The sequence below is a fragment of the Pseudomonas sp. GL_093 genome (assembly GCF_057837605.1).
In genome coordinates, this window is the sequence record NZ_CM174448.1 from 4,556,745 (window position 1) to 4,581,914 (window position 25,170).

Sequence of the window (25,170 nt, forward strand, 5' to 3'; positions counted from 1 at the left end):
TACTCCGCTTTTTGTTTTTATCCAGTGCGACTTCTGGTTGATGAACAGGCGTGTGCGTGCCCATCAACCAGGCTTCAACATTCACAGATCGGCGCGTTGTCAGCCGATTCGAACCCGCTGTTCTTCGATCTTCGCGCGGATGGAGTTCTTCCACTCTTCTCGCGTCTGGAAGCCTGGGCGGCGCTTACACATGGCTTCGGTCTGGGCCAGGATGACCTCGGTCGGTAGCTCCAGATCGAGGGGTTCCTTGCAAGGTTGTGCGGTGTAGAACGGTGCATCCACATACATTTCGATGGGGTTGCCTTCAGGGTCTTTGAAGTACATCGACCAGGCGTTGCCGTGATCCACCTGAGCGATTCCTTCAACGCCGCTGCTCTTGGCGAATTGGTAGTAAGTCTTCAAGTCATCCAGCGAGTTCAGCAGGAACGACAACTGATTGATCGGGTTGAAAGGCAGGTCGACGGGTTTGCCGTCGAAGAGCACGACCTGGTGATGCAATTCAGGGTTTTGCGTCATGAAAAACAGCCGATGCCCCGTTGAGGCGACACCTTTGTCACTGACGATGAAGCCTAAGGTGCGGCAGTAGAAATCGACCATGCGATCAAGGTCTGCGCAAAACACGCCGGAGTGAGTGAAATTGATAGTCGGTAAGGCGGGCATTTGGAACCTCCAGTTTTTATGATTGTGTAGAGGACAACGCTTAGGCTTCGTCAATAACGCCGTTCGATAGCGTCCCGATCTCTGTAATGACCACTTCGAAAACATCACCGGGTTTAAGGAAGATCGGTGGATTCCTCTTGAAGCCGATCCCGCTCGGCGTACCGGTGGCCAGAATGTCGCCCGGGTTCCACGCCAGTGCCTTCGACACGTACGAAATCAAATGCGGAATGTCGAAAGCCAACTCTGAAAGACTGCCTTCCTGCAACTGCTCGCCATTGAGTACCCCCCGTACCACCAGCTTACGGTAATCGGAAATTTCCGAAGCGGGAATGAGCCATGGGCCCAGCGCACCGGTTTTTCTGAAGGTCTTGCCCATGCCGTACTGGTGCGTATGGAACTGCCAGTCGCGAACGCTGGCGTCGTTGAAGCAGGTGTAACCCGCGACGTGATCCATCGCATCGGCCGGATCGATATGCGCCCCTCCTTTGCCGATTACCACGGCCAACTCGGCTTCGAAATCAAATTGCTCTGACACCTGCGGCCTTACCAGCGGTTCTCCGTGGGGCAGAAGGGTTTCGGCGAAACGCTGAAAGATCACCGGGAATTCCCCGACCTTTCTGCCGGCCTCTTCGGCGTGAGCCACATAGTTGATACCGACGCAAATCACCTTTCCGGGGTTAGGGATGACGGCTTCCAGTTCAACGCTTGAAAACGGGTAGTCGGGTTGCGCGGCGTCTACGATCCGCCGAGCCTGCTGCATCAGGGCCGGGTCGGCCAGAAACGATGCAAGGTCCGGAACCTGCGTAAAACGCCGGGTCAGCTCGACCACCCCGTCACCGGACACGGCGCCGAAATGGGCCTTCCCCTCTTTGCAGTACGAAATCAGCTTCATGTTCTTCTCCTGTTTTTTATGCACAAAAACTAATTTCTTGCACCATACATCATAAAATGCATAATGCAAAAGGCCGGTTTTAAAAAAAATAACGAGCCGCTTGAGGCTCTCGGTTCTGGAGGTTAGGCATGTCGCTAGTGATGGTTCGCAAGGTAAAACTGGACATCGAAGAAGTGTTCCATGAAGGCGGGCCTCGCTCGTCGGTCCCGCTCAGGATTGCGGTCGCCACCGCCGTGGTCGCCAATCCCTACGCAGGTCAATATGTAGAGGACCTGCTGCCGTTCATGCAGGAACTGAGAGCGTTGGGCGCGCAGCTGTCCGAGCAACTGATTCATGCACTGGGCGGCGCCAGGCATGTACAAGCCTATGGCAAGGGTGCAATCGTCGGCGAAGACGGCGAGTTGGAACACGGTGCGGTCTGGCACGAAGCCGGTGGCTGGGCCATGCGCGAAGCCCTCGGCAATCCGAAGGCGATCGTGCCGGCGGCGAAGACCATCGGTGGCCCGGGTTGCCGGGTGATGATCCCGCTCGGGCACATCCAGGCGGCCTATGTTCGCAGCCACTTCGGCGTGGCTGAAATGACCGTATGGGACGGCCCTCGTCGCGGTGAAATCGCTTTTGGCCTGGCCATGGCCACGGGCGGGCGGATTCATGCGCGACTCGGTGGTCTGGCTGCCAGCGAGGTGAAGGGCGAAGACGGGCTGCGTTAGGGCCGAAGATTTGAAGCGTGCTGCAGGTTACATACCACTACAAAAACAATATGTGTGTTGGAGAACATCATGACTGCAAAAACTATGCGCGCCGCACGTCTGTATGAAGGCGGTAAACCCATGGTCATCGAGCAAGTGCCCGTCCCCGAGATTCGTCCGACCGAGGTGCTGGTCAAGATCAAGGCCTGCGGGATCGTGCCGAACCTGCACAACATCCTCACCAACTGGGTCAAATGGTTCCCGCATAACCCCCTGCCGAAACTCCCTGCCATTTTCGGACTGGACCCTTCAGGTGTCGTCGAAGCCGTCGGCGCCCAGGTCTACGACTTCAAGGTCGGTGACCGGGTTTACGTCAACCCGGGAAGGCACTGCGGTTCATGCCGGGCCTGCCGCGCGGGCAACACCATTGCGTGCACCGCCTATACGTTCAACGGTTATTTCGGCTTCACACCGAAAAGCCCGCGCATGTTCGAAGACTACCCCTACGGTGGTCTTTGCGAGTACATCCCTGCCCCGCAATACAGCCTGGTCAAACTGCCAGACAACATCAGCTTCGAAACCGCCGCGCGACTGGGTTATCTGGGCACCGCCTACAAAGCATTGCTCAAGGCCAACGCTGGCCCCGGCAGCACGGTGCTGATCAACGGGATCAGCGGGACACTCGGCCTGGGTGCCGTCGCTTTGGCGTTGGCCATGGGCGTTCGCAAAATCCTCGGCACCGCCCGAAACCAGGACCTGTTCCAGAAGGTGAAAGACCTGGCCGCCCCGGGCCGGATCGAAATTCACACCCTCGGCACGATTCCCACCAACGAGTGGGCCTATGAAGTTACCCATGGCGAAGGTGTCGATGTGGTCATTGACGCCCTGGGGCCAGGGGCACCGCATGAGAGCCTGACTCAGGCGCTTAAATCCCTCCACCGCGGTGGGCACCTGGTGAACGTCGGCGCCATCGCCGGCGAAGTGCCGATCGATCTGCACTGGATCATGGACAACGACATCCAGATCAGCGGATCGGCCTGGTTCACCACCGGACAAGGCCAAGCCATGGCGGACATGGTTGAATCCGGAGTGCTTGATCTTTCGTTCTTCGAAAACACAGCGTTCAATCTGGAGGACGTCAACAGCGCGATTACCGGTATCGAAAACCGTCATGGCGGTTTCAGCAACTACGTCATCTGTCCTTGACTAAACTCAGCGAGCGGAGCGGTTCAACCGCCCCTCGCTGTCTCTTTGACTGCCCGTTGAGTAATCCCTATGAAAATAAGAAGAATCGTGACCGGCCACGACGAACAGGGTAATTCCGTGTTCGTTTCAGATGACTTTGCCCCTAGGGCCCAGTCCTTTGCCTCAATCCCGGGGCACGCAATGGCCCAGCTGTGGGCGACTCCCGCCCAGCCGACGCTCCTCGAAAATGAGCGCGACCCGACGCTTGATCACGCGTCGCTGATTCCTCCTCAGGGCGGCACCAGCATCGCCATGTTTGATTTCCCACCCGACACCGTCATGCAGAACCTTGTCGATGGCGTCCAGGCCTTTGGCGAGTTGAGCGCTGCACTGCCGGGCTTGATCGAAACCTTCGAGCCGGACCATCCGGGCATGCACACCACCGCCACCATTGATTACGGAATCATTCTGGAAGGTGAAATGTGGCTGGAGCTGGATAACGGTCAGAGCCGTCTGGTAAAGGCAGGCGACATCGTTATTCAAAATGGCACACGGCACGCGTGGCGCAACAAAAGTGAGCGCATTGCCCGGGCACTGTTTGTGATGATCGGGGTGTCACCCGCAGAGAAACAGGCTGTGTAGTTGTTTGATTGTTCATCTCTCGGATTGAAGGATTTTTATGGCCACCCCTCGTCTACTCGGTATTTCAGGCAGCCTGCGTTCACAGTCAACGAATACTGCGATTCTCAAGTCCCTTTGCGCTCGATTGGGCGATCAGGCAGAAATGAGTCTCTTCGCGCTGAATGACATCCCCCTGTACAACGCAGATATTGAAACGCAAGCGCTGCCGGCATCCGTGGCGGCGTTGAAAGAGGCCATCGCACAAGCCGATGGTTTGATCATCTGCTCGCCTGAATACAACTACGGCACTTCCGGCGTGCTGAAAAATGCGCTGGATTGGGCCTCCCGCCCGGGCTTCAATTCACCGCTGAAAAACAAACCTGTGCTGATCATGACCTCTTCACCCGGCGTGCTCGGCGGGGTGCGTGCCCAGTCTCAACTGCGTGAAACGCTGTCGGCCACGCTGTCCAGGGTCATTTGCGGCCCGCAGATCGTCATTCCCGGGGTTAATCAAAAAATCCACAACGGCCACTTCGTCGACGAAACAACGATCGAGTTCATGCTGGCGGGGGTCGATCAGTTGATCGCTGAAATCAGACTGTGAAACCAGCGACGAGGTGACATTGCCATGAGCCATTCCATAAGCATGAATCAATTCAAGGCCATTTTCGGCGAGTCGGTTGTAGCCTGCCTCGCCGCTACCGTCTGTGCGCTGCTGATCGACGTCCCCGTCTGGGCCATGTTCATTGGGTGGATTGCCTTTTTTACCCGCGGCATTACGGCGCGCGACGGGGCGATTAATCTGACCTGCGTCCTCATTGGCCTGGCCATCGGCATTGTGGCGGGCGCGACCGCCGTGGTACTGGCGCCCTATCTGGGCGCCTGGAGCATCGCCCCGCTGGTGCTGGTGGTAACGCTGATCGTGCTGTCCCTGCAAGTGCTGCCCGTGATCAATAATGTGCTGGCTTTCTTCCTGGGAGTGGTCGGCTACTTCGCCTCGCACCTGCCCCCGACGCTCGACACCTTTGTCGAGCTGGCCACGGCATCGGCGCTGGGTGTAATCGCCGGGCTATTGGCCAGCCTGGTAAAAAAACACTGGAGCGGGCAGAAGGTCGACAGGAGCCATCTCGATGAGCAGGCGTCGATAGCGGATTAGCATCAACAGATCGTCTGCAATGGCGTCACGTAAGCCTTCAGATATTCTCTTCAAGCCTGCGGCGCCACCGTGACATCCGCCTGACCGCTGGCCTTCAGCGCCGCGTGCACGAAGCCTTCTGCTTTTTTGCGCTCCACAAATGCCCTCACATAAGCAGCACCTGCCTCTCGATCTCGAGGCACAGCCATCGCCTGGCGAATGGCCGTGAAGGCCCCTTCAAGCACGCGATAACGCGGGTCCGCATCGGCTACTTTCTGCAACGGCTGGCGCACGCCCGCCGCGGCATCCAGGTCCTTGTCGAAGAACAGGTCGACCGCAGCGGCGGAGGTTTCCGCCCGCGCCAGCTGCGCGTGTTTCAAGGTGCGCGCGAGGAACAGGTCATAGGCCGCGCCCTTGCCGACCGCCAGCCGCAACCCTGGCTGATCAAGATCTTCGACGGCCACATAGGGCGAATCGGCCGCTACCAGGTAAGTGCCTTCAATGATCACGTAGGGCGCACTGAACGCGATCTGTTGCTCGCGCACCGGCTCGATGGCGAGGAACGCAAGGTTCCAGGCCCCCTCCTCCAGCGCGGCAAACACTTTGCCGGCGGCATCGAACGTCACCATCTCCAGACGCACGCCAAGCTCTTGCGCCAATGCCTTGGCCAATGCGACGGAGACACCTTGTGGCGATCCATCCTGGCCCTGCTGAGCCAATACCGGATTACCGAAATTGATCGCGGCGCGAAGGACGCCTTGCGGCGCGAGATCTTCAAGTACTGCCGGGGTGATAGCACTCATCATTTTGAGAATCCTTGACTCGATAACGCTGAGTGAAGCACGCCGGGCAACGCGTTATCCAGTGAGGGCTCTGATCTTTGTCAACGATGACCGGAGCGCTGCTGCGCGGCGCTGGACTCTCGCTGCCACGCCCGCTGCAACAGCTTGATGACCTCGGCATCCGAGGTCTGGGTAAAGTCCATGTACCAACGACTGATCGACATCATCCAGTCGGGAATGATCGGGCATATCAGCTCATCCACTTCGCTGCGCAGCGCCTCCGCCGTCTCAATCGGCGCCACCGGCACGGCGACGACGATGCGAGACGGCGCGTGCACACGCACCGCGTGGATCGCCGCCATCATCGAGGCGCCTGTCGCCAGGCCGTCGTCGATCAGGATCACCACCTGATCCTTGAGTTGCACAGGCGCGCGCGTTCCCCGGTAAACCTGCTCGCGGCGTAGCAGCTCCCGGGTTTCCCGTGCGACCACGTCATCGAACGTGGCCGGGTCAATCGGGTGAACCCGCAGCGCATGTTCATTGAGGATTTGGATTCCGCCGCTGGCGATGGCACCCATGGCGAACTCTTGATGAGATGGGACGCCCAGCTTGCGGACCAGCATCAGGTCCAGACGAACGTCCAGTGCCGCGGCCACTTCATAGGCGACCGGAACACCGCCTCGGGGCAAGGCGAGGACGATGACATCGGGGCGATGCGCGTATTGGAGTAACGGCTCCACCAGACGTCGACCGGCCGCGGCTCGGTCCTGCAGGATGGTGGGCGATGAGGGACTCATTTGAAAACCTCCTCAGGCGATCACGCCTGTCGGTTCGCATCACACGGTCACTCATGGATTGTCGATCTGACAGTGGCTGACATCAAGCTTGGCCATAACGCTCCTGCCCTTTATCGAGTGTCTGGACAGCCAGTCAACGGTGATATCTGGCATCGCCCTCAGCCTTCGACAGTCGACGCGAGCGCAAACCAGACGCAGACTTCGAATCCTTCTGTTCGACCTGTCGCCGGCGATACCAGCCGTATTTTCGCGTTGACGCCCTGAACAATGGTTTTGGCGATCGCCAACCCCAACCCTGAGCCGCTGGTTTCACTGTTACCCCGCACAAAGCGCTCGGTAAGGCGCTGCAACACCGGCTCGGGCACCGTCGGGCCACCATTGACCACCCGTAGGAGCGCTTGGTCGGTGAGGCTGACTTCGACCGGTTGATCCGTGGCGCCATACTTGAGCGCATTCTCGATCAGGTTGCGCAACAGGATTGCGAAGGCGTCCGGATCAATCGTCGAGTACACACTCGTCTGGGTTGGCAGGTGCAACTCGATCCGGTGCCCACTGCTGTGATTCCATTCATCGACCACATGGGCCAGCAACGGAATGAGGTCCTGGGGCGTTTCGGACAACAGCCCACCCCCCTCGGCCTTGGCCAACTGCATGAGTTTTTCCGATAGCCGCGTCAGCTCGCGCAATGAGTTTTCGATTTTAGCCGCGCGTAACCGCAACGGGCCTTCAGGTGCTTCGTGACGCAAACGCTGGATCTGCGCCAGCGTCGCGGCCAGTGGCGTGCGCAGTTCATGGGCGCTGTTGGCAGTAAAGCTGCGTTCGGTCTCCAAGGCCTTGCGCAAGCGCTCCAGCAGATGATTGACCGCCTCGGCCAGTGGGGCGATTTCCGCCGGCAATCGCGCCACGTTGATCGGCGACAGATCACCCACGCCGCGAGCCTCCACGGCACGACGATAGGCCAATACACTGCGCAGGCTGATGCGCACAAACATCCAGGTGCCAAACAGGCTGATGGGAATCAACGCCAATAACGGCAACAACAAGGCAAGCAAAGCTTCCCGCGCGGCTTCACGGCGATGCTCAAGAGGTTCGGCGATTTCGATGAACACCGTCTCACGCAGCGCACTGGCGCCGTACAGACGGTATTTTTTAGTGGTTGAAAAGCCTTCGGCCGGTTGTTGATTGAAGATCTTCGGATTGGCGTCGTGGGACTGCATCAGGATCTCGCCCTTGGCATCGCGCACCAGATACGTCAGGTATTCCTTGTGCATTTTGAGGGTGGCGACATGTTGTGCCTCACGAGGTTTTTCCCGGTTGCTGATTTCCAGTACGGCCAGGGGCAGGATGCGCTGCGCGGTCTCTTCCAGCGCACTGTCGAACGCCTCGTTCAATTCATGTTGCACCACCAGCCAGGCGCCGACGGTCGCCGCCAGCCAAAGTAAGGTCGTGCCCAACGTTAATCCCAGGCCGAGACGTTTTTGCAGGCTTGATGACGGCTTCATGCGGACATCAACCGGTAGCCCATGCCGCGCACGGTTTCAATCAGGTCGCGCCCGAGTTTTTTACGCAGACGGCTGATATAGACCTCGATGGTATTGCTCTCGATTTCGGCGCCGAAGGCATACAGCCGTTCTTCAAGCTGCGACTTGGACAGTAGCGCGCTGGGGCGCTGCACAAACGCCTCGAACAGCGCCCACTCCCGCGCCGTGAGGTCCACCGTCGCACCGGCTCGCTGCACCGTACGGGCACTCATGTCGACCTGCAAATCACCGAGCCTGATCTGCGGATTGGGGTTGCCGCTATAGCGCCGAGCCACCGCCGCCACACGGGCCGAGAGCTCAAACAGGTCGAACGGTTTGACCAGGTAGTCGTCGGCGCCCGCGTTGAGGCCAGCGATGCGTTCGGAAATCTGATCCTGGGCAGTCAGGATAATCACCGGGGTCACGTCCCCTGCCGAGCGTTGCTGACGCAAAAAATCCAGCCCGCGACCGTCCGGGAGCATCAGGTCCAGCAGGATCAGGTCGTAAGGCGTGGTGCGCACGCTGTTGCGCGCATGGTCCAGACGCTGCACCCAATCGACTGCGTGACCGTCATCGGCGATCTGTTCGCGCACCGCCTCCCCCAAGCCTGGTGCGTCCTCGACCAATAAAACCCGCATCTGGCACCTCCTGTGATGGTTGTCATGCAGCACCTTAATCGCCTTACCTGACGTGAATCTGAAGATTCAGCTGATTGTCAGGAATGCACTTTAGGGTATGCCACAGACGCCGACCTCGGCAGGAGACAGATCATGAAATCAGGTTTTATTGCCAATGCCGCGCTGTTGAGCCTGCTGCTCAGCGGTTACGCCCTTGCCGATGACGACTGCCGCGACCCGGTGAGCGACTGGCAACCGCGCGAAACCTTGCGTCAGCAGGTAGAGCGGCAATACGGCTGGAGCGTACAGCGCATCAAGGTCGACGACGGTTGTTACGAGCTCAAGGGGTTGGACCGCAAAGGCAATGCCATCGAAGCCAGCTATTCGCCGGCATCGCTGCGCCTGCACACACTCGAGATCCATTTCCGGGACGACGGCGATGCCAGGGATTACCTCGGCAGCCCGCTCACCGAATGACGCCCCAACTGTCGACGCGTTTTTCCTGCCTTCAGGTTGCTGTCAGCCAGCAGGTCCAGGCTCTCGACCTAACGATCAAAAGGACACTTCCATGAAAAAGATCATCGCAGCAACCTGCCTCGCCGGCGCCATTGCCCTGCCGGGGTTGGCCCAGGCCCGTGAAGTGACCTTGACCACACAGCTCAAGGACTACAGCGGCAATGATGCCTACCTGGCGATCTACGTCACCGACGCCAATGGCCAATATCAGAAAACCCTCTGGGTGGCCGGCAAGAAGGCCAAGTACTACAAGCACCTGGGCGATTGGGCCCGTGGCAGCGCAATGAGCCAGAGCGAGTTTGACGGGGTCAGCGGCGCCAGTGTCGGCAGTGGGCGCACGCTCAAAGTCAGCGTCGAACTGGCAGACACCCTGATTGATGCCGGGTATCAGATCCGCATCGACAGCGCCGTCGAGGACAAACGTGACGCCCGCGCCGATGTCAGCGTGCCCCTGACGTCCAAGGGCGCAGGCAAGCCGGCGGCCGGCAGCACCTACGTCGACTCCTTTACTTACGATCTGTAGCACCCGCCATTTCTGGAGGCTGAACATGCTTCGCCAGTTCCATTCCCTACCTGGCCTGATCGCCGCCCTGTTGGTCATGCTGTTGGCCATCAGCGGCGCGCTCCTGTCTGTCGACCCGGCCCTGGAACGCTTGCACAGCACCGCCACCATGGCCGGGCAACTCAACGTCGGCCAACTGGCCGGGCGCGTTGCCAGCCACTTCCCGGGGGTGGAGCAGATCCAGCGCACAGCGTCCGGGACGATCATCGTCTACTACAACCAGAACGGTCAGGCCGGCGCCGAAAAGGTCGACCCGTTGACCGGCCAAGGCCTCACGCCCTACGAGCCATCCGCGTTCTCACGTTGGGTGAAAGACCTGCACCGCTCGCTGTTTCTAGGTACACCGGGCCATGGGGTATCGGGTGTCGGCGCGCTGTTCATGCTGATGCTGTCGGTGTCCGGTGCGCTATTGCTGGCCCGGCGCCTGGGTGGCTGGCGCAACCTGCTGCGGCCACTGCGGGGCACCTTCAGTCAGCGCTGGCATGCTGAAGTCGGGCGACTGGCATTGCTCGGGCTGCTGCTGTCGGCATTCAGCGGGCTCTATATGTCCGCCACCACCTTTGGTTTTATCGCCGACGGCAGTCAACGTGAACCCGCCTTCCCCGCCCACGTCAGCGCCGGCCCGGCCTTGCCGGTGGCGAACCTGCAAGCCTTGCAGGCCACCGACTTGAATGACCTGCGCGAGCTGGTCTTCCCGAGCCCCGGCAACCCGCACGATGTGTTTTCCCTGCGCACGGCCCAGGGCGACGGCTACGTGGATCAGGCCAGCGGCACCTTGTTGTCCTATCAAGCCCACGACTCGATGCACAACCTCTACGAATGGATCTATCAACTGCACACCGGCGAAGGCCTCTGGTGGCTGGGCCTGCCGCTGGGGCTCTGCGCCCTCTGCGTGCCGTTGATGAGCGTGACCGGCATCCTGTTGTGGTGGCGCCGCCGCAAGGCTGGCCCGAACATTCGCCACAACAGCCCTGCCCACTCCGCCGACAGCGTGATTCTGGTGGGCAGTGAAAACAACAGCACCTGGGGCTTTGCCAAAACCTTGCACGACGCCTTGCACCAGAGTGGCCATCAGGTGCATAGCGCGGCGATGAATCAATGGGTGGGCGATTACCGCAATGCCCAACGGGTGTTCATCCTCACCGCGACCCACGGTGACGGCGATGCGCCGGCCTCGGCTTCGCAGTTCCTGGCGCGGCTGGCCAAAACCGGCCTCAAGCCCGGCCCGCCCTTTGCTGTGCTGGGCTTGGGCGACCGCCAGTTTGCGCAGTTCTGTCAGTACGCCCATCAGGTGCAGGATGCGATGTTGCAGGCCGGTGGCTCGCCGTTACTGGGGCTGGAAACCGTCAACCGCCAGTCCTCTCAGGAATTTGCGCGCTGGGGCCACGCGTTGGGCGAAGTGTTGGGGCAAGACCTGACGTTGGTTCACACCCCGCAGCAGCCGCGTACGCATCAATTGGAGCTGACAGAGCGGATTGCCTATGGCGAACAGGTGAATGCGCCGACCCACGTACTGCGCTTCAAAGCACCCGGCGAGCTGCCGGGCTTTCTGGCCGGTGACCTGGTCGGGATTCTGCCACCGGGCAGCCCGATTCCACGTTTCTACTCGCTGGCCAGCGGTTCGCAGGACGGCGTGCTGGAGATCTGTGTGCGTAAACACAACGGTGGCATGTGCTCGGAATTTCTTCATGGCCTGACCATCGGCGCGCAGATCGAAGCTTTTATCCAGCCCAACCCGCAATTTCGTCCGGCATCGGGCACGCACCCGGTGATCCTGATCGGCGCCGGTACCGGCATCGGTCCTCTGGCCGGTTTTATTCGCAACAACAAGGCCCGACACCCGATGCACTTGTATTGGGGCGGGCGCAACCCGGCCTCGGACTTTCTCTATGAACCGGAGCTCAACCAATACTTGTCGGACCGGCGCCTCACAGCATTGCGCGCCGCCTTCTCTCAGGTTCAGGACCGCAGCTACGTGCAAGACCGGCTGATCGGCGATGCCCTGGCCTTGCGCCGGCTGATTGAAAAAGGTGCTCAGGTGCTGGTGTGTGGCAGCCGCGAAATGGCCAAAGGCGTGATGCAGGCCCTCGATGAAGTGTTGGCGCCTCTCAACCTGAGTGTGCTGACCCTCAAGGCACAAGGACGCTACCGTGAAGACGTCTACTGAGTTGCAGCGCTATAGCCTGAACGGCGAAACCATGGGCACCCGCTACACCGCCCTGTTTTATGCCGGGGCCGGGATCGATACCGACGAAGTTGGCCATATCCTGGCGCGCGCCGTGGCCAGGGTGGACCAGCAAATGTCCACCTGGAAACCCGACTCGGACCTCAACCACCTCAACGCCGCCCCAGAGCAGGAATGGGTGTCAGTGCCCAAGGAACTGGCCGTGGTGCTGTCTGCTGCACTGCGTGTCAGTCAGCAATCTGACGGCGCCTTCGACATCGCTGTCGGTGATCTGGTTAACGCCTGGGGGTTCGGCCCTGGGGAGCAAACAGTCACAGAGCAGGCGATCGGCACGATTGCGCCCCGCGCCCGGCTGTTAGCCAGCGCCGCGTTGGTGGTTGACCCGCAACGCAATCAGGTGCGCAAGCGCGTACCGCTGAACCTTGATTTGAGTGGCATCGCCAAAGGTTTTGGCGTTGATGAACTGGCGCGTTGCCTGGAGGGTTTGGGCATTACTTGCTACCTGGTCGGCATCGATGGCGAGATGCGCGCCCGGGGCGTCAAACCTGACGGCCAGTGCTGGGCCGTGGCCCTGGAAAAGCCCAACCGGGGCGTGCGTGAAGTCATGGGCGTGATGGAACTTAGCGATGCCGCCATCGCGACCTCCGGGGACTATCGCCACTGGGTCGATGTGGCCGGTCAGTCCTATGCTCATACCATGAACCCGGCCACCGGCGCGCCGCTGTGCAACCCGCTCGCCGCCGTCACCGTGGTGGCGGCCTCGTGCATGCTCGCCGATGCCTGGGCCACGGCGCTGATAGTCTTGGGCGAAACAGAGGGCCCACGTCTGGCTCAGGAGCGCGGGATGGACGCGTTGTTCGTACTGCGCGAGGGTGAACAGTTCAAAGAAATATCCATTGTCGGCGGCCAGTTGCAGGCGCAGATTGAAACCCGTCCGATGTGAACCGGCTAATGACAGTGAGTCCCGTTAAACAATGAAGTTCATGCACAGGCACACCGAGGCACACCGAAGCGATCGTATCGGCTGGCTGCGCGCCGCCGTCCTGGGCGCCAACGACGGGATTGTCTCTACCGCCAGTCTGCTGATCGGTGTCGCGGCAGCCAACGCCAGCCACGCCACGTTGCTGGTTACCGGTATGGCGGGGCTGATGGCCGGCGCCATGTCCATGGCCGCAGGCGAGTACATTTCCGTGCACTCCCAGGCCGATACCGAGCGGGCCGATCTGTCCCGCGAACGGGCAGAACTGGCGAGCGACCCGAAAGCCGAACACATCGAGCTCGCCAACATCTACATGCATCGCGGCGTATCACCCGAACTGGCGCATCAAGTGGCCGATCAATTGATGGCCCATGACGCATTGGGCTCTCACGCCCGGGACGAGCTGGGCATCAGCGCCACCCTCACCGCCAAACCCTTGCAGGCCGCCCTGGCCTCCGCCGCCAGTTTCGTGGTGGGTGCCGCGTTGCCTCTGGCCGTGACTTTTTTCGCGCCGCAGCACAGCGTCGGGCCCTGGATATCGGCCATGTCGCTGGTGTTTTTAGGATCATTGGGCGCCATTGCCGCCAAGGCAGGCGGGGCCAAGGTCCTGACCGGCGCCTGGCGCGTGACATTCTGGGGGGCTCTGGCCATGGGGATTACGGCACTGGTGGGGCACGTGTTTGGCGCAGTGGTCTAGCGGGGGCGTCCTATCTAGTCCTGGAATAGGTTTACACCTGCTTCACCCCCCTACACCAACCGCTCGATCTTCTGATGCTGCCAGACCATTTTGTAATACGCCGTCTGCAACATCAGCATCCCCAGATACGCCACCGGAAACGCCATCCACACACCCTGCAACCCGAACTGCCCGTCCAGCACATACGCCACCGGCAACTGCACCCCGACCACACAAAAAATCGAAATCGCCATCGGCACCAGCACCGAGCCGCTGGCGCGCATGATGCCGCCGACAATCGCCTGGAAGCCGAACACCAACAGACTCCACAGCATGATGTGCAACAAATGCTCCGCCTTCGCCCGGGTGGAATCATCCGTGAGGAACAACCCCAGCAACCAGTGCGACAACAGATAACCCAACACCACCAACCCACCGGTCAGGCACACGTTGATCAACAGCCCCGTGCGCAGAATCGGCCCCATGCGCTCAAGCCGCCCTGCCCCAATTGCCTGAGCACCGAGGATCGACGCCGTGATCGCAATCGACAGTGCCGGAAACTGCACGTAATTGACGATCTGCGTCACCGCCCCATACGCCGCCGTCGCCTGCGAACCGTGCTGATTCACCAGCGCCAGAATCACCAGCTCCGACACCGACAACACCACCATCTGCAACCCGGTCGGCAACCCGATGCGCAACACCTTGCCGAGAATCACCAGATCCAGGCGCATCGCCGCAAACATCTCCCGATCCGGCGCCAACGGATGCCCCTTGCGAATCAACCGCCACGCCAGCCACCCCATCGCCGACAAATTCCCCGCCAACCCCGCATACGCCGCACTCTGAATCCCCATCATCGGCAACCCGAACCAACCCCGAATCAACGCCGGCGTCAGCGCCAACCCGATACACGTCGACACCACCAACGCAATCAGCGGCGACACCGTATCGCTCACCCCGCGCAGCAGTTGGGTGAACAGCACGTAGACCAGCAGCGACGGCATGATCCACATCATCACGTGGGCGTAGGACACGGCGTCGTCGATAACGTCGGCCGGTGTGCCCAAGCCCTCCAGGGCTGGCCTTGCGAACACGCTGCCGAGTACTGCCGCTGTCAGGCCGATCATTGCGCCTAACAGCAAGGTTGTGCCGGCGATGGTTTTCACCAGATGCGGCTCACGCGCGCCCCAGGCTTGGCCGATGAGCACGCCGGCACCCGCGCCGAGGCCGATGACCAGGGCGATGAAGAAGAAGACGATGGGGAACATGCCGGAGACGGCAGCCAGCGCTTGGGTGCCGAGCATTTGGCCGATGTAGATGCTGTTGATGGTGCCCGACATGGATTGGAGGAAATTGGAGAGGACCATGGGGGCGAGGAAAAGGAGGTAGGTTTTCCAGAGGGGGTGTTGGGTGGCGGGGGTTTGCATTGAGGGGAAGTTCCATCTCGGATACGCGGGGCGCTTAGGCTAGCAGTGACTTTAGATTGCTAATAGCACCCATTAGAATTCAAGCAATGCGTTACGTCATGGCATTTTGCTGGCTTCCAGCTAGGCTCTGTGTCTCCGCACTCGGAGGAGCATGCCTGACTGTATGTCCCAAAACGCGGCAATTCACAAATGAATACCTGCTGTAAGTGCAATCACATTCATCGGAGGAATGATGCCAGTAGAAAATCGTTCAAAATTGCTGCGACTGACGGCCCGCAACATAGGGTGTATCGGGGACGAAGGCGTACAAATTGAGCTCGATAATATTGTTTGCCTAGTAGGGAAAAACAACGCAGGCAAATCGACAATTCTCAGGGCATATGAGCTCGCCAGAGGGGGTGGATCTCCTGCTTTTGACGTATCACGAGATCGTTACCAACACGCTTTAGATGACCAACCTTCTGAGGTTCTCCTTGAGGTGCATATTCCTGAAGGCATTGGGAACATAGATGCAAAATGGAAATACGAAAAAGATGGTCTTCAGATCGTAAAAAGTCGATGGCAGTGGTGCGCTCCGAGCTTTCAGAAAGTCAGATCGACCTGGGACCCGACTGCCGGACCTGAAGGGAACGGCGATTGGGCAGAAGACGGTAAGGCCGGAGGCGCTGATCCCGTTTTTAACTCTCGACTGCCACGCTCTCTTCGAATTGGATCTCTAGATGATGCGGCCAAGACAGAGGAAATGCTCCTTACTCTCGCCCTTTCACCGCTTCTAGCCGGCTTAGAAAAAGCCCGGAACGACCCGGCTTCGGATCTAGCAATAGCCATAGCTAGCGTTTCACAAAGCATGAATTTGCTTAGTGAACAGCACCAAGAACACTTCAACGAAATCGCTGGCAGAGTTTCGACTGGATTCAAAAGTGTGTTCCCTATGCTTGATGTCAGTCTGAAAGTCGGCGCTGCTCCCTTAGCACCTAAGGTAACTGATCTTGTCAAGAGTGGATCTAGCCTGAGGGTCAAAGATGGTGCTGCCGATACCGCGCTGATACAGCAAGGTACTGGAGCACGAAGAGCTCTATTTTGGGCGATGCTACAAGTACACAACGAACTTAATCGAGACAAGGAAGTACGAGACGAATACAAAAAAAGAGTAGAAAAGGAAATTTCTGAACTTACCAAGAAAGTTACAAAACCACCTAAAGGAGAGAACGCCGATCAGCTGGCTGAGTTATTAGCTCATGCTCATGCGCGGCTTGATGCTCATGAAAGTGGAGCCCCCATTCCAGAAAGCCCAGACGATCCGGCATTTCCTGGATACCTACTCTTGATTGACGAGCCGGAAAATGCCTTACACCCAATGGCTGCTCGTGCCGCTCAACGTCATCTGTATAAATTGGCAGAGAACCCTGACTGGCAGGTCATTATGACCACGCACTCGCCATACTTTATAAACCCTTTTGAGGATCACACTACAATCGTACGGCTCGAACGGCTCGAACGGCCCCAAGATGCTGATGACGCACCTATAGCGCCGAAGACGTATCGATCTGACTTGATACAGTTTGAAGGGGACGACAAAAAACGCCTTCAAGCTTTACAACACATCGACCCCAGTTTTTCAGAAGTATTTTTTGGATCGTATCCGATACTCGTTGAAGGCGACACGGAGCATGCCGCATTCATGGCATCGATCATTGAACGCCAACATGAGTTGATTGACCAAGTCACTATAATTCGTGCCCGAGGCAAAGCAATTTTAGTACCGTTAATAAAAGTCATGACCCACTTCAAAATAGACTTTGGACTGGTGCACGATGCGGATCCTCCTTATAAATCGAATGGTCATAAAAATGGAATGTGGACAGAAAATAAGAAAATTCGAGACGCAGTTTTGTCGGCTCGACAAGCAGAGGTATCGGTTCGCCATCGAATCAGCATTCCAGACTTCGAGCGCTTTTTAGGCGGAGATGAAGCGTCGAAAGACAAACCACTAAATGCTTATCTTCAAATATCCGAGCAAGATGATTTAGCTAAAGTCGTCCAAGAAATCCTGACAGACCTAATGTCCTCAGAGCAGCATGAGCCGATCCCTAAAGAAATTCTTGAAGGAAATGACTTTCTGCTGACTTTAAGGACAATTGTGCGGAAATGGGCGGAGGAAAACGGCCTCAAAGATAATATCCGTTTTAAGACTCAGAATGATGAGTAGCTAGGCTCAACAACAATGGGGACGGATTTATTTTTTGATTAAATAAATCTGTCACCCTTTTCATACCCGATATCAGCAGCTGGTTAGTCGAAGCGTGTCGCGACGCGGTGTCATTTTTTAACGCAGATACGCAGGAGGCAAGCTTGTTAGATCATTAGGCTTTTTCTTTCTGCGTCCATGCGCTTCAATAGGTGGCCTGGATAAAAGTCGACGTGAATCTGTTTAGTTTGTGGGGTGTTTATGCAGCATTTCTTGAATTTTTTTCCGCTGCCGCAATGACACGCTTCATTCCTGGCAGTCTTTTTGAGGGTGTCTTTGTCTCTCATAAATTCGAAAATCTTAGCGTGAGTAAATCCCAGTGGCGAATTTCTGTTTTGATCAAAATGCTCGACTAACTCCTTGAAAATATTAAACTGTGTAAGGCCATCGCCACCACTAATAGCAAGACGTTTGTTTTTAGGATTGTATACGAAAGCAAAGTGGTCGATGCTTTTGATGGTTTTCGCTATCGCAATCGCCATCTCACCATCATATAGCTCACCCTTGAAATGCTGGCATTCATCCCCGTCCATATCTTTGTCGCAGATACTGCAGTCGTAACGTTCTACGATGAAGCCAGGGCTAGAAAAAATTTTATATGGATATATTCCTTCAATCGATTTCATCTGCTTGACTAGAAAGTCAATTGTTCTATTGTTGCGCTTGTAAAATTTTCTCAAGCATCTAAGGTCGTCAAAAGTATCGTGAAGACGCCACCACGAGTCGTAATAGGTTTGCTCTTCAATGCATTTCCAAAAACGAGCCACATTTGAAAGCATACTGAAAAAGCAATCGTAAATGTAAGCTTCATTTTTTATTTGGCCGTCGGAGGCATTGGATTTGATCTTCGAAATTTTTTCCTGAGCCTGCGTCGAGAGAGCCTGCGCGTCATCGTAACGCCGAGAGTCAATCAAATTGACGATTTCTGATACGTCGTCCTCTGCTGAATTGAGGCGCCCTGCCAATAGCTCAATGCCGTACATTTATTCCTCCATGAATTTGTTTAGATCAAATTTTTTAATGCTTTTTTGAAGTGCTTCTTGGCTGCCTTTAAAGTTAAATTCTTTTTTAATTCCCTTGTTGTCGTCGTGATAGAGTGCATTGATCTGCACTACGTCAGTTTCACCTTCAAGTTTGTCACTCGTAATGGTTTTGATGTACTCGGCTACCAGCGTTAAATAATTCTGTAGTGACATGTCGATTGCCAAACTAACGAAGGGCATGATTATTGAGTAATCATGGAGGTCGTACTTCGTAGCCCCGTTAGGCACTGCAACTTCTATTTCTGGGTGGTGAACTCTCATCCACTTTTTAAAAGGCCCTGCTTCGTTGGAAATGGAGCCTTCGTAGTAACGGTCTGTCAATACTTCAATTTTCATATTATAAGTATATTGGCTGTCTGGTTGGTTTAAGTTTGTGCTTGCTTATGATGGAGCGAGGCCTCTGCTTCATCTGAAACACTCCTTATGCTTACACAGAATCTAGTGTGTTGCATCGACCAGATGAATCCACAAACCAAAATGGACAATGGTCAAGACGACGTCGGCCGATTGCATCGATTAAAGGAAAGCTATTCGCAGATCCTTGATGACCTCGTTGATAGAGGGACCTTGAATCTGTGGTGGAGTGGGGCTTTCACCAAATTCTCGCCATATGAATAAAGTCAGCTCTGCGCCGTCAGTCGACGAGGAAGCGTTTTCTGGGTGAGCGAAGGTTTCAAGTAGCCTATATCGCGCATCCTTCCAAAACAGCTCTTCGACCCATTGGTAGACGGGTATGAAATGGAAGTGGATGGGGAAGCCCGGTTCATGACCGAAGCGGCTGATGTAGAGCCGCTTTGGCAGGAGTTGCCGCTCAATTATCTGCTGGGTCTTGGCCAGCAGATATCCCAGCTCTGCTAGTGCGTCAGGCGATAGCTCAGCCAGTGATGTGGTCTGGATCTTCGCCCCAAGCATCAAATAGCCGGGAAGCGCGCTCGCTAAATGATGATTGAGTATCCAATGGTCGGTTTCATGGACGATGAAATGTGGCGCAATTTCCATATGCGAATATGTCCTGGGTAGTCGAAGCAGAAGGGTACCAAAGTCACTTCACCATGTCCGCTATTGGCCGAGACTGTGTAAAAACATTTTTCAGCGCGAAAGGTACTCAAAACCGGGCTGGAAATCGCGCGTCTACGCAAAATCCACATCTGCTGATGTGCCGATAAATTTCAGATTTAACGTAGACGCGCGCACTGCAATTTTGGCGAAGCGTTTTTACACACTCTGGGCCGATAGCAGTCGCTCACGGAAGGGGCGTAACGGTCCTAGGACCACCATAAAAATTCCTACACAAACCTCGGAATCCCTCACCTTTCCCGCCGTTCTGATGAAGCCTATAGTCCATCTCGTCGCCCAAAATGGCGATTCGGGTTTGGCGACCCGAGATACGAATGCGAGGGCCGCCTGCTCATTTGCAGGCGTCGTCGCAACTGCAAAACCGCTGTACTATGGCGGTTGCGCGCGGGAGACCTTCGGGTCTGCCGGTTACTCGTTCCCGGTTCGCCAACCTGCGCGCAACTGCCACCCTATTCGTTTGGCGACGATCTGTTGGCGGTCTCATCTAACTGAACGAGATCTCACCTATGGAAAGATACATGCCCCTCACCGGAATCGACCTGATCCCGGCTTCCCTGCTCATCGACACCCAAGCCCCACTCGACGTCCTGCAAGCCATGGCCGATTACCGCATTCGTACGGTCACGCAGGTGCTGGAAAACATCGCCTACCGCGCCGAACTCGGTTGTGACACGGTGGTGTTGAAAGACTTTTCTCAGCTGTTAGTCATTCCGTTACGCGACGGCTGTGACTTGATGGACGTGATCGGTCGACGCTTACGAGCGCAGGTGAAGGAGTAAGTAAAAACGGGCGCCTCAATGGGCGCCCGTTTTTTTTGTGTCCATGATCAAAGTGGTTCACCCGCATCCAACAGACGGCTGACCTTCCCTCAGGAAGGCAAAGACCGCGTACTCGAGACGTTCAAGCAGGCCCTTGAAATGACAATCAAGCCCTCCGCTTCGAGCAATACTCCACAATCAGCTGAGTGACCGCCGCCACAATCGCCTGATCCGCTTCAGGCGAGGTGAACAGCCGACATTGCGCATCCGGCAAATCCGGCAACCCGTGCTCTCCCCCAACAACAGCCAATCCTTGCCCCAACTGACTGAGTGGCATGGGCGCTACCGCGAAGCCTGCCAGGGCCGCCGCGCGCAACCCGGCGGTGCTGCTGCACAACATCGCCGTGCGTTGGGCGATTCCCGCCTGCGCCAGCCTAGTCAGCGCGGCCTCGCGATAAGGGCACGGCTCGGGGAACAGGGCCAGTGGCAACGGCGTGGGTAACCGGGTGACGGGTTGCGCCGACCAGGCCCACACCAGCGGTTCTTGCCATAGCAACAGCCCCGCTTCGCTGGTTTCGCACAGCGAACCGATGACCACCTCCAGATGCCCTTGCTTCATCAGCGCCAGTAACGTACCCGGAATGTTCACCTGCACCTCGATCTTCATTCCGGGGTATTGCGCCGCGAAATCCTGAACAGTGCGCAGTAATCGAGACTCGACAAAATCTTCGGACACCCCGATCCGCAGCCGCCCGTGAAACGGCGTGCGTGTCAGGTCTGTCCAGGCATCACGGTTCAGCGCGAGGATCGTGCGCGCATAAGAGACCAGGCGCTCGCCATCGGCCGTCAGTTGCTGGGAACGGGTGGTGCGCGTCAACAGGGGTTTACCAATCTGTTCTTCCAATCGCCGCACGTGGCCACTGACCGCCGACTGAGTCAGGTGCAACTTTTGGGCTGCACGACTGAAGCCGTCTTCATCGACGACGGTGACAAATGTCTTGAGCAGCAGAGCATCGAACATAGTTTTATACGTGATCAATTGAGCAGGAATTTACGATTTATATTTCAAATATAACTATGTTGCAATGCTCTCACCTGCCCTGCTTCCCCATCATCCAAGGTGTGCCATGACGACTCTTCTCCATATTCAGTGTTCTCCACGCAAGCAGCGTTCGGCTTCCCTTGAAGTCGCCCGCAGCTTCATTGCGCGTTATCAAGCAAACACCCCGGACACCGAAATCATCACCCTCGACCTCTGGAACATGGCGCTACCGGAATTCGATGATCTGGCCATGGAGGCCAAATATGCCGGGCTCAATGGCACGCCGTTGACTGCCGCACAACAAAGCGCCTGGAACACGTTAAAAGAGTTGGCCAGTCACCTGCACCGCGCGGATGTTCTCGTGATGTCCGTACCACTGTGGAATTTCAGCATCCCGTACAAACTCAAGCACTTCATCGACCTGGTATCGCAGAAAGACATTCTGTTCAGCGTTGACCCGGAACGCGGTCTGGAAGGCATGCTGCACAACAAACTTGCCGTGGTGATGTACGCCCGCGGCCTGGATTTTTCGGCGCAGTCGATCACACCGGCGGAGCGCTTCGACTTCCAGAAGCCCTACGTGGAAGCCTGGCTGAAATTTATCGGCGTCACGGATGTGCATTCGGTGATTGTGGAGAAAACCATCCTGGGGGAAGACGTTGATCGGCGCGCGCGTGAGAGCGCGACTCAGCAGGCCAGGAACCTGGCAGACAGTTTGTCGCTGACGGCCCCCTGCTGTTGAGGCCGTCCCGGCTGTATATCGATTCATTACAAACACGGCTGGCAGCACACTCGCCGGTACGTAAAGCAAGGCCCGACTGTCTAGTCCTGAAACAGGTATAAACCTATTTCAGGACTAAACACGGACAATATCGACCGAGATCTCCACCGCCGCAATCGTGCCTCTGTTCTCAAGCCAGTGAGTGGTGTTCCTGTCCTCGGGCCAGCCCACTCCTGGCCCGTAATCCGTGGCGACTCCATTTCGATGGTCAGTGATCGTTCCTTGCAGAATGTAGACGGTGCCGGGTCGGTCTACATGGTTGTGAATCGGCCCGAAGACGCCTCCAGGCTCGATGGTCACCCTGCGCATTCTGAGTTGGCGCCCTGCCATTCCCTCGATCTCAGGACCCAGGTCAATCGTTGCCAGTAACGTCACCGAAACGCCTTTCGTCTCGGGTGCAGCCTGTTCGTTGCTCATCGCGCGCTCCCAACTGTACATACAGGGCCTAACTAGAAGTAGAGACCCTAAAAGGTGTGATCAGTCGGCAGGCGACAAAGGGTCGATTACCGCCCTTCGCGACAGGCTGTTATCGACCAAAAGTGAATGGTGGACACGGTGATGGCAAATGGATAGCTTCATTAGAGGGCAGCAGTCCTTGCGTCACCCATGTTGCGCTTACCGTTACGGAGCCTATAAGACATGTCAAACATCGTCGCATGGACCCTGTTCGCCTTGGGCGTCCTCCATGTTCCATTCGGTATCATCAAGTTCAAAACAGCATTCGCCGCCGCCGTAGACTCTGGCTTCGTTGACCAATTCAAAGCGCACGAAAATCGGCGTACTGCCCTCTGGTTTACCATGCTGGGGCCGCTTTTTATGCTCGCAGGGCAGACAGCGATTCACGCCGTAGCCGTTGGCGATCTCGCGCTACTTAAAATGGTTGGCATCTATGTGCTTATGATCTCGATCATTTGCGTCATTGCTGTTCCAAAATCGGGGTTCTGGGCAACGCTACTGGTTTCTCCGCTGATCATCGCGGCAGGGTATGGCTTGTACGCCTGACAAACGGTTCAAGGCAGAAGCAGCCACTCGGGTGCGTCTACGAAACTAGGTGCGATTCACCATGGAGGGCTACGCCGATATCGTGTTAAATCACCGCTTCTATTTTGGCTATTGTTCAACGGAGGAGATTGAAGCCGCCAAGCTCAAGGCGCTTTGCAAATTGAGCCAGTTGGTGCCGGGCACCTCGGGCAAAGACACCGAACTGTTTTGGCGCTACCCGGAGGTTAATATCGACATGGTTTCGCTAATTCGTGCAGATCTGGTGATCTTGCGTGATCCTGTTCAGCAGCAGGCGATTGCCCAGGATCTAGTCGATGGCATGCATCGACTGTGGACCAAAACCCAAGAGCATGCACTGAGCGCTGGGTCTAGGTAAGTGAACGGGCATTACAGGTTGCGTAATAGCACCAGTTACGCCGCAACTGCTCGACGATCTCGCTCGCCCGCTATGTCTGCAGCGACATATCCCTACTGTGCCGTACCGTTTCAATACTCCATCTGCATGGCATTGAGGATCGCAATCTTCGGCACCTGCAAGAGCTGATCGCGTACAAAATTGGAGAGCTTCAATCAAGCTAACGTCTGAAGGATGCCGAAAACCTACAGCGCGAAAAAACCACCGCTGAAACACCACGCCTCTCCCTGAACTTCGTAATGCCACGCTTAGAATCCCGTAGGTTTGCCCGGGCGAAATTGCACTCCACTTGACCATCCGTTTGTATTGCCACTGACCAGGCATCTGCATCGGAATTGACCAATACGTTTCGTAACCATGATCAGCAGAGAACTGCACGATGCTGACGATCATCCTCAATTGCGACCAGACAACGCAAGCGCGGCAGATGACCCTCAGCAGCGTTCCGCCCATGACCGACGTTCCGATGGGCTGCAAGCCGAGTACTGGTCCGGCGGCGGTTATAACTATGCAATGGTCAGCCCGTCGAACCAGCCGACCACACAAATGCTCAAGTAAACCCTGCGGCTCTAGAAGCCTACGTCCAGCACCACATTGTCGATATACGTCCCCCCCGGTGGGGTGTTCTGGTCCGTGTAGATCTTGGCGTTGTAGTTGAAAATCTGACTGCCGGTACCCAGGCCGTTGCCCGGGTTGACCTCGGCCGTGGAGCTGGCGCGGCGCGCTGTCGTCACACTGCCCCAACGGGTGGTGGTGGCGCTCTTGAAGATGTCATAGGCCAGCAGATTGCCGCCGGAGATCATCTGCCGCCGCCCGCCCACGCTTACCGGGTTCTGGCCGTCACTCAAGCCCACGGTGTAGGCGCTGCCCTTGGTGCAGGCGATGTTGATGGTCTGCCCGGTCACGGCACTGAAGCCACTGACCACCGGTGCGCTGCCAAAGCTGATGTTGGGCGCGGTGATCTGGCAGTCGTTGGTCACGGTCATGCTGACGGTCAGGCTGGCGGTGCCGGTGCCGATATCCCGCCCCAGGCAGATGGAGCCAGTGCCCAGCGTATGACAGTAGTTCCAGCTCCAGAAGATGCTCAAGGTCTCGCTGTAGACCCCGGCCGCAACGTTACTGCCAGTAATGCTGTCCAGGTAAATCGGCACTGTCTTGTTGCCTGGCCCGGATACCAGGCCAAGGCTCTGGGCAATATTGTTGCTGGAAAAGTCGAACTGGGTCCCGCGAGTGATCGGGTAACTGGTGCTGTTATTGGCGTAAATCGTATAACCGATGACATCACCCGTGGGGCCGACCATGCCACTGGTCGCCGAGGTGATCGTTGCATAGAAGTGATCGTTGGCCGCCAACAGCGAGATCAGCGTGCTCCCGCAGCTTAGGCCGGCGTTGGTGGTCGAACTGGCCTGTACGGCGGTGCGCACCGTCATCGAACTCACCGAGCCGAAGCTGGCCGGCACGGTCGACACCACTGAGCAAGCCGACTTCGCCTGTGCCACGAAACCCAGGCTTGCCAGCAGCAGCAGCGGGTACAACCCTTGCTTGAACCGCACGTCCA

Annotated in this window: 28 protein-coding genes and 1 pseudogene; 16 read left to right on the plus strand and 13 right to left on the minus strand. The window is 57.1% G+C overall.

Features of this window, described 5'->3' with window-relative positions:
• Nucleotides 1–99: 99 nt before the first annotated feature.
• Both AC3IUE_RS20955 and AC3IUE_RS20960 read right to left on the minus strand, forming a co-directional pair.
• On the minus strand, nucleotides 100–660 hold the full coding sequence (locus AC3IUE_RS20955; protein ID WP_436274251.1) for a VOC family protein: 561 nt from the start codon (nucleotides 658–660) through the stop codon (nucleotides 100–102).
• Nucleotides 661–700: 40 nt separating this feature from the next.
• On the minus strand, nucleotides 701–1,552 hold the full coding sequence (locus AC3IUE_RS20960; RefSeq protein ID WP_489263594.1) for a fumarylacetoacetate hydrolase family protein: 852 nt from the start codon (nucleotides 1,550–1,552) through the stop codon (nucleotides 701–703).
• A gap of 128 nt (nucleotides 1,553–1,680) precedes the next feature.
• Here AC3IUE_RS20960 and AC3IUE_RS20965 point away from each other — a divergent pair, with 128 nt between their 5' ends.
• The 5 genes from AC3IUE_RS20965 to AC3IUE_RS20985 all read left to right on the plus strand — a co-directional run bounded on the left by AC3IUE_RS20965 (nucleotide 1,681) and on the right by AC3IUE_RS20985 (nucleotide 5,203).
• On the plus strand, nucleotides 1,681–2,262 hold the full coding sequence (locus tag AC3IUE_RS20965; RefSeq protein ID WP_489263595.1) for an amino acid synthesis family protein: 582 nt from the start codon (nucleotides 1,681–1,683) through the stop codon (nucleotides 2,260–2,262).
• A gap of 69 nt (nucleotides 2,263–2,331) precedes the next feature.
• On the plus strand, nucleotides 2,332–3,447 hold the full coding sequence (locus AC3IUE_RS20970) for an alcohol dehydrogenase catalytic domain-containing protein (protein ID WP_489263596.1): 1,116 nt from the start codon (nucleotides 2,332–2,334) through the stop codon (nucleotides 3,445–3,447).
• Nucleotides 3,448–3,516: 69 nt separating this feature from the next.
• Nucleotides 3,517–4,068, plus strand: a complete 552-nt coding sequence (locus tag AC3IUE_RS20975) for a cupin domain-containing protein (RefSeq protein WP_489263597.1) — start codon at nucleotides 3,517–3,519, stop codon at nucleotides 4,066–4,068.
• A 37-nt stretch (nucleotides 4,069–4,105) separates the two neighbouring features.
• Nucleotides 4,106–4,651 (plus strand): NADPH-dependent FMN reductase, encoded by a 546-nt coding sequence (locus AC3IUE_RS20980; protein ID WP_489263598.1) that lies wholly within the window; start codon nucleotides 4,106–4,108, stop codon nucleotides 4,649–4,651.
• Between the two features lie 24 nt (nucleotides 4,652–4,675).
• Nucleotides 4,676–5,203, plus strand: coding sequence for a DUF1097 domain-containing protein (locus tag AC3IUE_RS20985; RefSeq protein WP_489263599.1), 528 nt, complete (start codon nucleotides 4,676–4,678; stop codon nucleotides 5,201–5,203).
• A 50-nt stretch (nucleotides 5,204–5,253) separates the two neighbouring features.
• Here the strand turns inward: AC3IUE_RS20985 and AC3IUE_RS20990 are convergent, their stop codons facing one another.
• From AC3IUE_RS20990 to AC3IUE_RS21005, 4 genes are all read right to left on the minus strand, one after another.
• Nucleotides 5,254–5,985, minus strand: a complete 732-nt coding sequence (locus tag AC3IUE_RS20990) for a transporter substrate-binding domain-containing protein (protein ID WP_489268912.1) — start codon at nucleotides 5,983–5,985, stop codon at nucleotides 5,254–5,256.
• An 80-nt stretch (nucleotides 5,986–6,065) separates the two neighbouring features.
• Entirely contained in the window at nucleotides 6,066–6,761 is a 696-nt protein-coding gene (locus AC3IUE_RS20995) for a phosphoribosyltransferase (protein WP_489263600.1), read from the minus strand.
• Between the two features lie 158 nt (nucleotides 6,762–6,919).
• Entirely contained in the window at nucleotides 6,920–8,263 is a 1,344-nt protein-coding gene (locus AC3IUE_RS21000; protein WP_489263601.1) for a sensor histidine kinase, read from the minus strand.
• Nucleotides 8,260–8,919, minus strand: a complete 660-nt coding sequence (locus AC3IUE_RS21005) for a response regulator transcription factor (RefSeq protein WP_046046664.1) — start codon at nucleotides 8,917–8,919, stop codon at nucleotides 8,260–8,262. The genes AC3IUE_RS21000 and AC3IUE_RS21005 overlap by 4 nt, the downstream gene beginning before the upstream one ends.
• A 132-nt stretch (nucleotides 8,920–9,051) precedes the next feature.
• On the opposite strand from AC3IUE_RS21005, the gene AC3IUE_RS21010 reads away from it, so the two are divergent.
• The 5 genes from AC3IUE_RS21010 to AC3IUE_RS21030 all read left to right on the plus strand — a co-directional run bounded on the left by AC3IUE_RS21010 (nucleotide 9,052) and on the right by AC3IUE_RS21030 (nucleotide 13,837).
• Nucleotides 9,052–9,375, plus strand: a complete 324-nt coding sequence (locus AC3IUE_RS21010) for a PepSY domain-containing protein (RefSeq protein WP_149631324.1) — start codon at nucleotides 9,052–9,054, stop codon at nucleotides 9,373–9,375.
• Between the two features lie 91 nt (nucleotides 9,376–9,466).
• Nucleotides 9,467–9,937, plus strand: a complete 471-nt coding sequence (locus AC3IUE_RS21015; protein WP_489263602.1) for a DUF2271 domain-containing protein — start codon at nucleotides 9,467–9,469, stop codon at nucleotides 9,935–9,937.
• 25 nt (nucleotides 9,938–9,962) lie between these two features.
• Complete coding sequence (locus AC3IUE_RS21020; protein WP_489263603.1) at nucleotides 9,963–12,143, plus strand: PepSY domain-containing protein; 2,181 nt, start codon at nucleotides 9,963–9,965, stop codon at nucleotides 12,141–12,143.
• On the plus strand, nucleotides 12,127–13,104 hold the full coding sequence (locus tag AC3IUE_RS21025) for an FAD:protein FMN transferase (RefSeq protein ID WP_489263604.1): 978 nt from the start codon (nucleotides 12,127–12,129) through the stop codon (nucleotides 13,102–13,104). Before AC3IUE_RS21020 ends, AC3IUE_RS21025 begins: the two co-directional genes overlap by 17 nt.
• 31 nt (nucleotides 13,105–13,135) lie before the next feature.
• Nucleotides 13,136–13,837 (plus strand): VIT1/CCC1 transporter family protein, encoded by a 702-nt coding sequence (locus AC3IUE_RS21030; protein WP_461999028.1) that lies wholly within the window; start codon nucleotides 13,136–13,138, stop codon nucleotides 13,835–13,837.
• 50 nt (nucleotides 13,838–13,887) lie between these two features.
• On the opposite strand, the gene AC3IUE_RS21035 is transcribed toward AC3IUE_RS21030, so the two are convergent.
• The gene (locus AC3IUE_RS21035; RefSeq protein WP_489263605.1) at nucleotides 13,888–15,246 is read right to left on the minus strand and encodes an MATE family efflux transporter; all 1,359 of its coding nucleotides are present in this window, start codon (nucleotides 15,244–15,246) and stop codon (nucleotides 13,888–13,890) included.
• Nucleotides 15,247–15,478: 232 nt separating this feature from the next.
• On the opposite strand from AC3IUE_RS21035, the gene AC3IUE_RS21040 reads away from it, so the two are divergent.
• On the plus strand, nucleotides 15,479–17,455 hold the full coding sequence (locus AC3IUE_RS21040) for an ATP-dependent nuclease (RefSeq protein ID WP_489263606.1): 1,977 nt from the start codon (nucleotides 15,479–15,481) through the stop codon (nucleotides 17,453–17,455).
• 146 nt (nucleotides 17,456–17,601) lie between these two features.
• Here AC3IUE_RS21040 and AC3IUE_RS21045 read toward each other — a convergent pair whose 3' ends face one another.
• The 3 genes from AC3IUE_RS21045 to AC3IUE_RS21055 all read right to left on the minus strand — a co-directional run bounded on the left by AC3IUE_RS21045 (nucleotide 17,602) and on the right by AC3IUE_RS21055 (nucleotide 19,536).
• Nucleotides 17,602–18,477 (minus strand): YecA family protein, encoded by an 876-nt coding sequence (locus AC3IUE_RS21045; RefSeq protein WP_489263607.1) that lies wholly within the window; start codon nucleotides 18,475–18,477, stop codon nucleotides 17,602–17,604.
• Entirely contained in the window at nucleotides 18,478–18,873 is a 396-nt protein-coding gene (locus AC3IUE_RS21050) for a hypothetical protein (protein ID WP_489263608.1), read from the minus strand.
• A 180-nt stretch (nucleotides 18,874–19,053) separates the two neighbouring features.
• Nucleotides 19,054–19,536 (minus strand): HIT family protein, encoded by a 483-nt coding sequence (locus AC3IUE_RS21055; RefSeq protein WP_489263609.1) that lies wholly within the window; start codon nucleotides 19,534–19,536, stop codon nucleotides 19,054–19,056.
• A 584-nt stretch (nucleotides 19,537–20,120) separates the two neighbouring features.
• Here AC3IUE_RS21055 and AC3IUE_RS21060 point away from each other — a divergent pair.
• Entirely contained in the window at nucleotides 20,121–20,393 is a 273-nt protein-coding gene (locus tag AC3IUE_RS21060; protein ID WP_046056783.1) for a hypothetical protein, read from the plus strand.
• A gap of 145 nt (nucleotides 20,394–20,538) precedes the next feature.
• Here the strand turns inward: AC3IUE_RS21060 and AC3IUE_RS21065 are convergent, their stop codons facing one another.
• Nucleotides 20,539–21,393, minus strand: coding sequence for a LysR substrate-binding domain-containing protein (locus tag AC3IUE_RS21065; protein WP_489263610.1), 855 nt, complete (start codon nucleotides 21,391–21,393; stop codon nucleotides 20,539–20,541).
• A gap of 106 nt (nucleotides 21,394–21,499) precedes the next feature.
• Between AC3IUE_RS21065 and AC3IUE_RS21070 the strand changes: the two genes are divergently transcribed.
• Nucleotides 21,500–22,156: an FMN-dependent NADH-azoreductase gene (locus tag AC3IUE_RS21070; RefSeq protein WP_489263611.1), complete on the plus strand. Its 657-nt coding sequence runs from the start codon at nucleotides 21,500–21,502 to the stop codon at nucleotides 22,154–22,156.
• A 114-nt stretch (nucleotides 22,157–22,270) separates the two neighbouring features.
• Here AC3IUE_RS21070 and AC3IUE_RS21075 read toward each other — a convergent pair whose 3' ends face one another.
• Nucleotides 22,271–22,612, minus strand: coding sequence for a cupin domain-containing protein (locus AC3IUE_RS21075; RefSeq protein WP_489263612.1), 342 nt, complete (start codon nucleotides 22,610–22,612; stop codon nucleotides 22,271–22,273).
• Nucleotides 22,613–22,834: 222 nt separating this feature from the next.
• On the opposite strand from AC3IUE_RS21075, the gene AC3IUE_RS21080 reads away from it, so the two are divergent.
• The 3 genes and pseudogenes from AC3IUE_RS21080 to AC3IUE_RS21090 form a co-directional block, all read left to right on the plus strand.
• Nucleotides 22,835–23,197: a DUF6463 family protein gene (locus AC3IUE_RS21080; protein WP_489263613.1), complete on the plus strand. Its 363-nt coding sequence runs from the start codon at nucleotides 22,835–22,837 to the stop codon at nucleotides 23,195–23,197.
• A 61-nt stretch (nucleotides 23,198–23,258) separates the two neighbouring features.
• A complete protein-coding gene (locus tag AC3IUE_RS21085; protein WP_489263614.1) occupies nucleotides 23,259–23,573 on the plus strand; it encodes a hypothetical protein in 315 nt (104 codons plus the stop codon).
• A gap of 495 nt (nucleotides 23,574–24,068) precedes the next feature.
• A pseudogene (locus AC3IUE_RS21090) lies at nucleotides 24,069–24,170 on the plus strand (anti-sigma factor); the annotation flags it as partial.
• Nucleotides 24,171–24,181: 11 nt separating this feature from the next.
• Here the strand turns inward: AC3IUE_RS21090 and AC3IUE_RS21095 are convergent.
• On the minus strand, nucleotides 24,182–25,147 hold the full coding sequence (locus tag AC3IUE_RS21095) for a Csu type fimbrial protein (protein ID WP_489268914.1): 966 nt from the start codon (nucleotides 25,145–25,147) through the stop codon (nucleotides 24,182–24,184).
• Nucleotides 25,148–25,170: the final 23 nt, after the last annotated feature.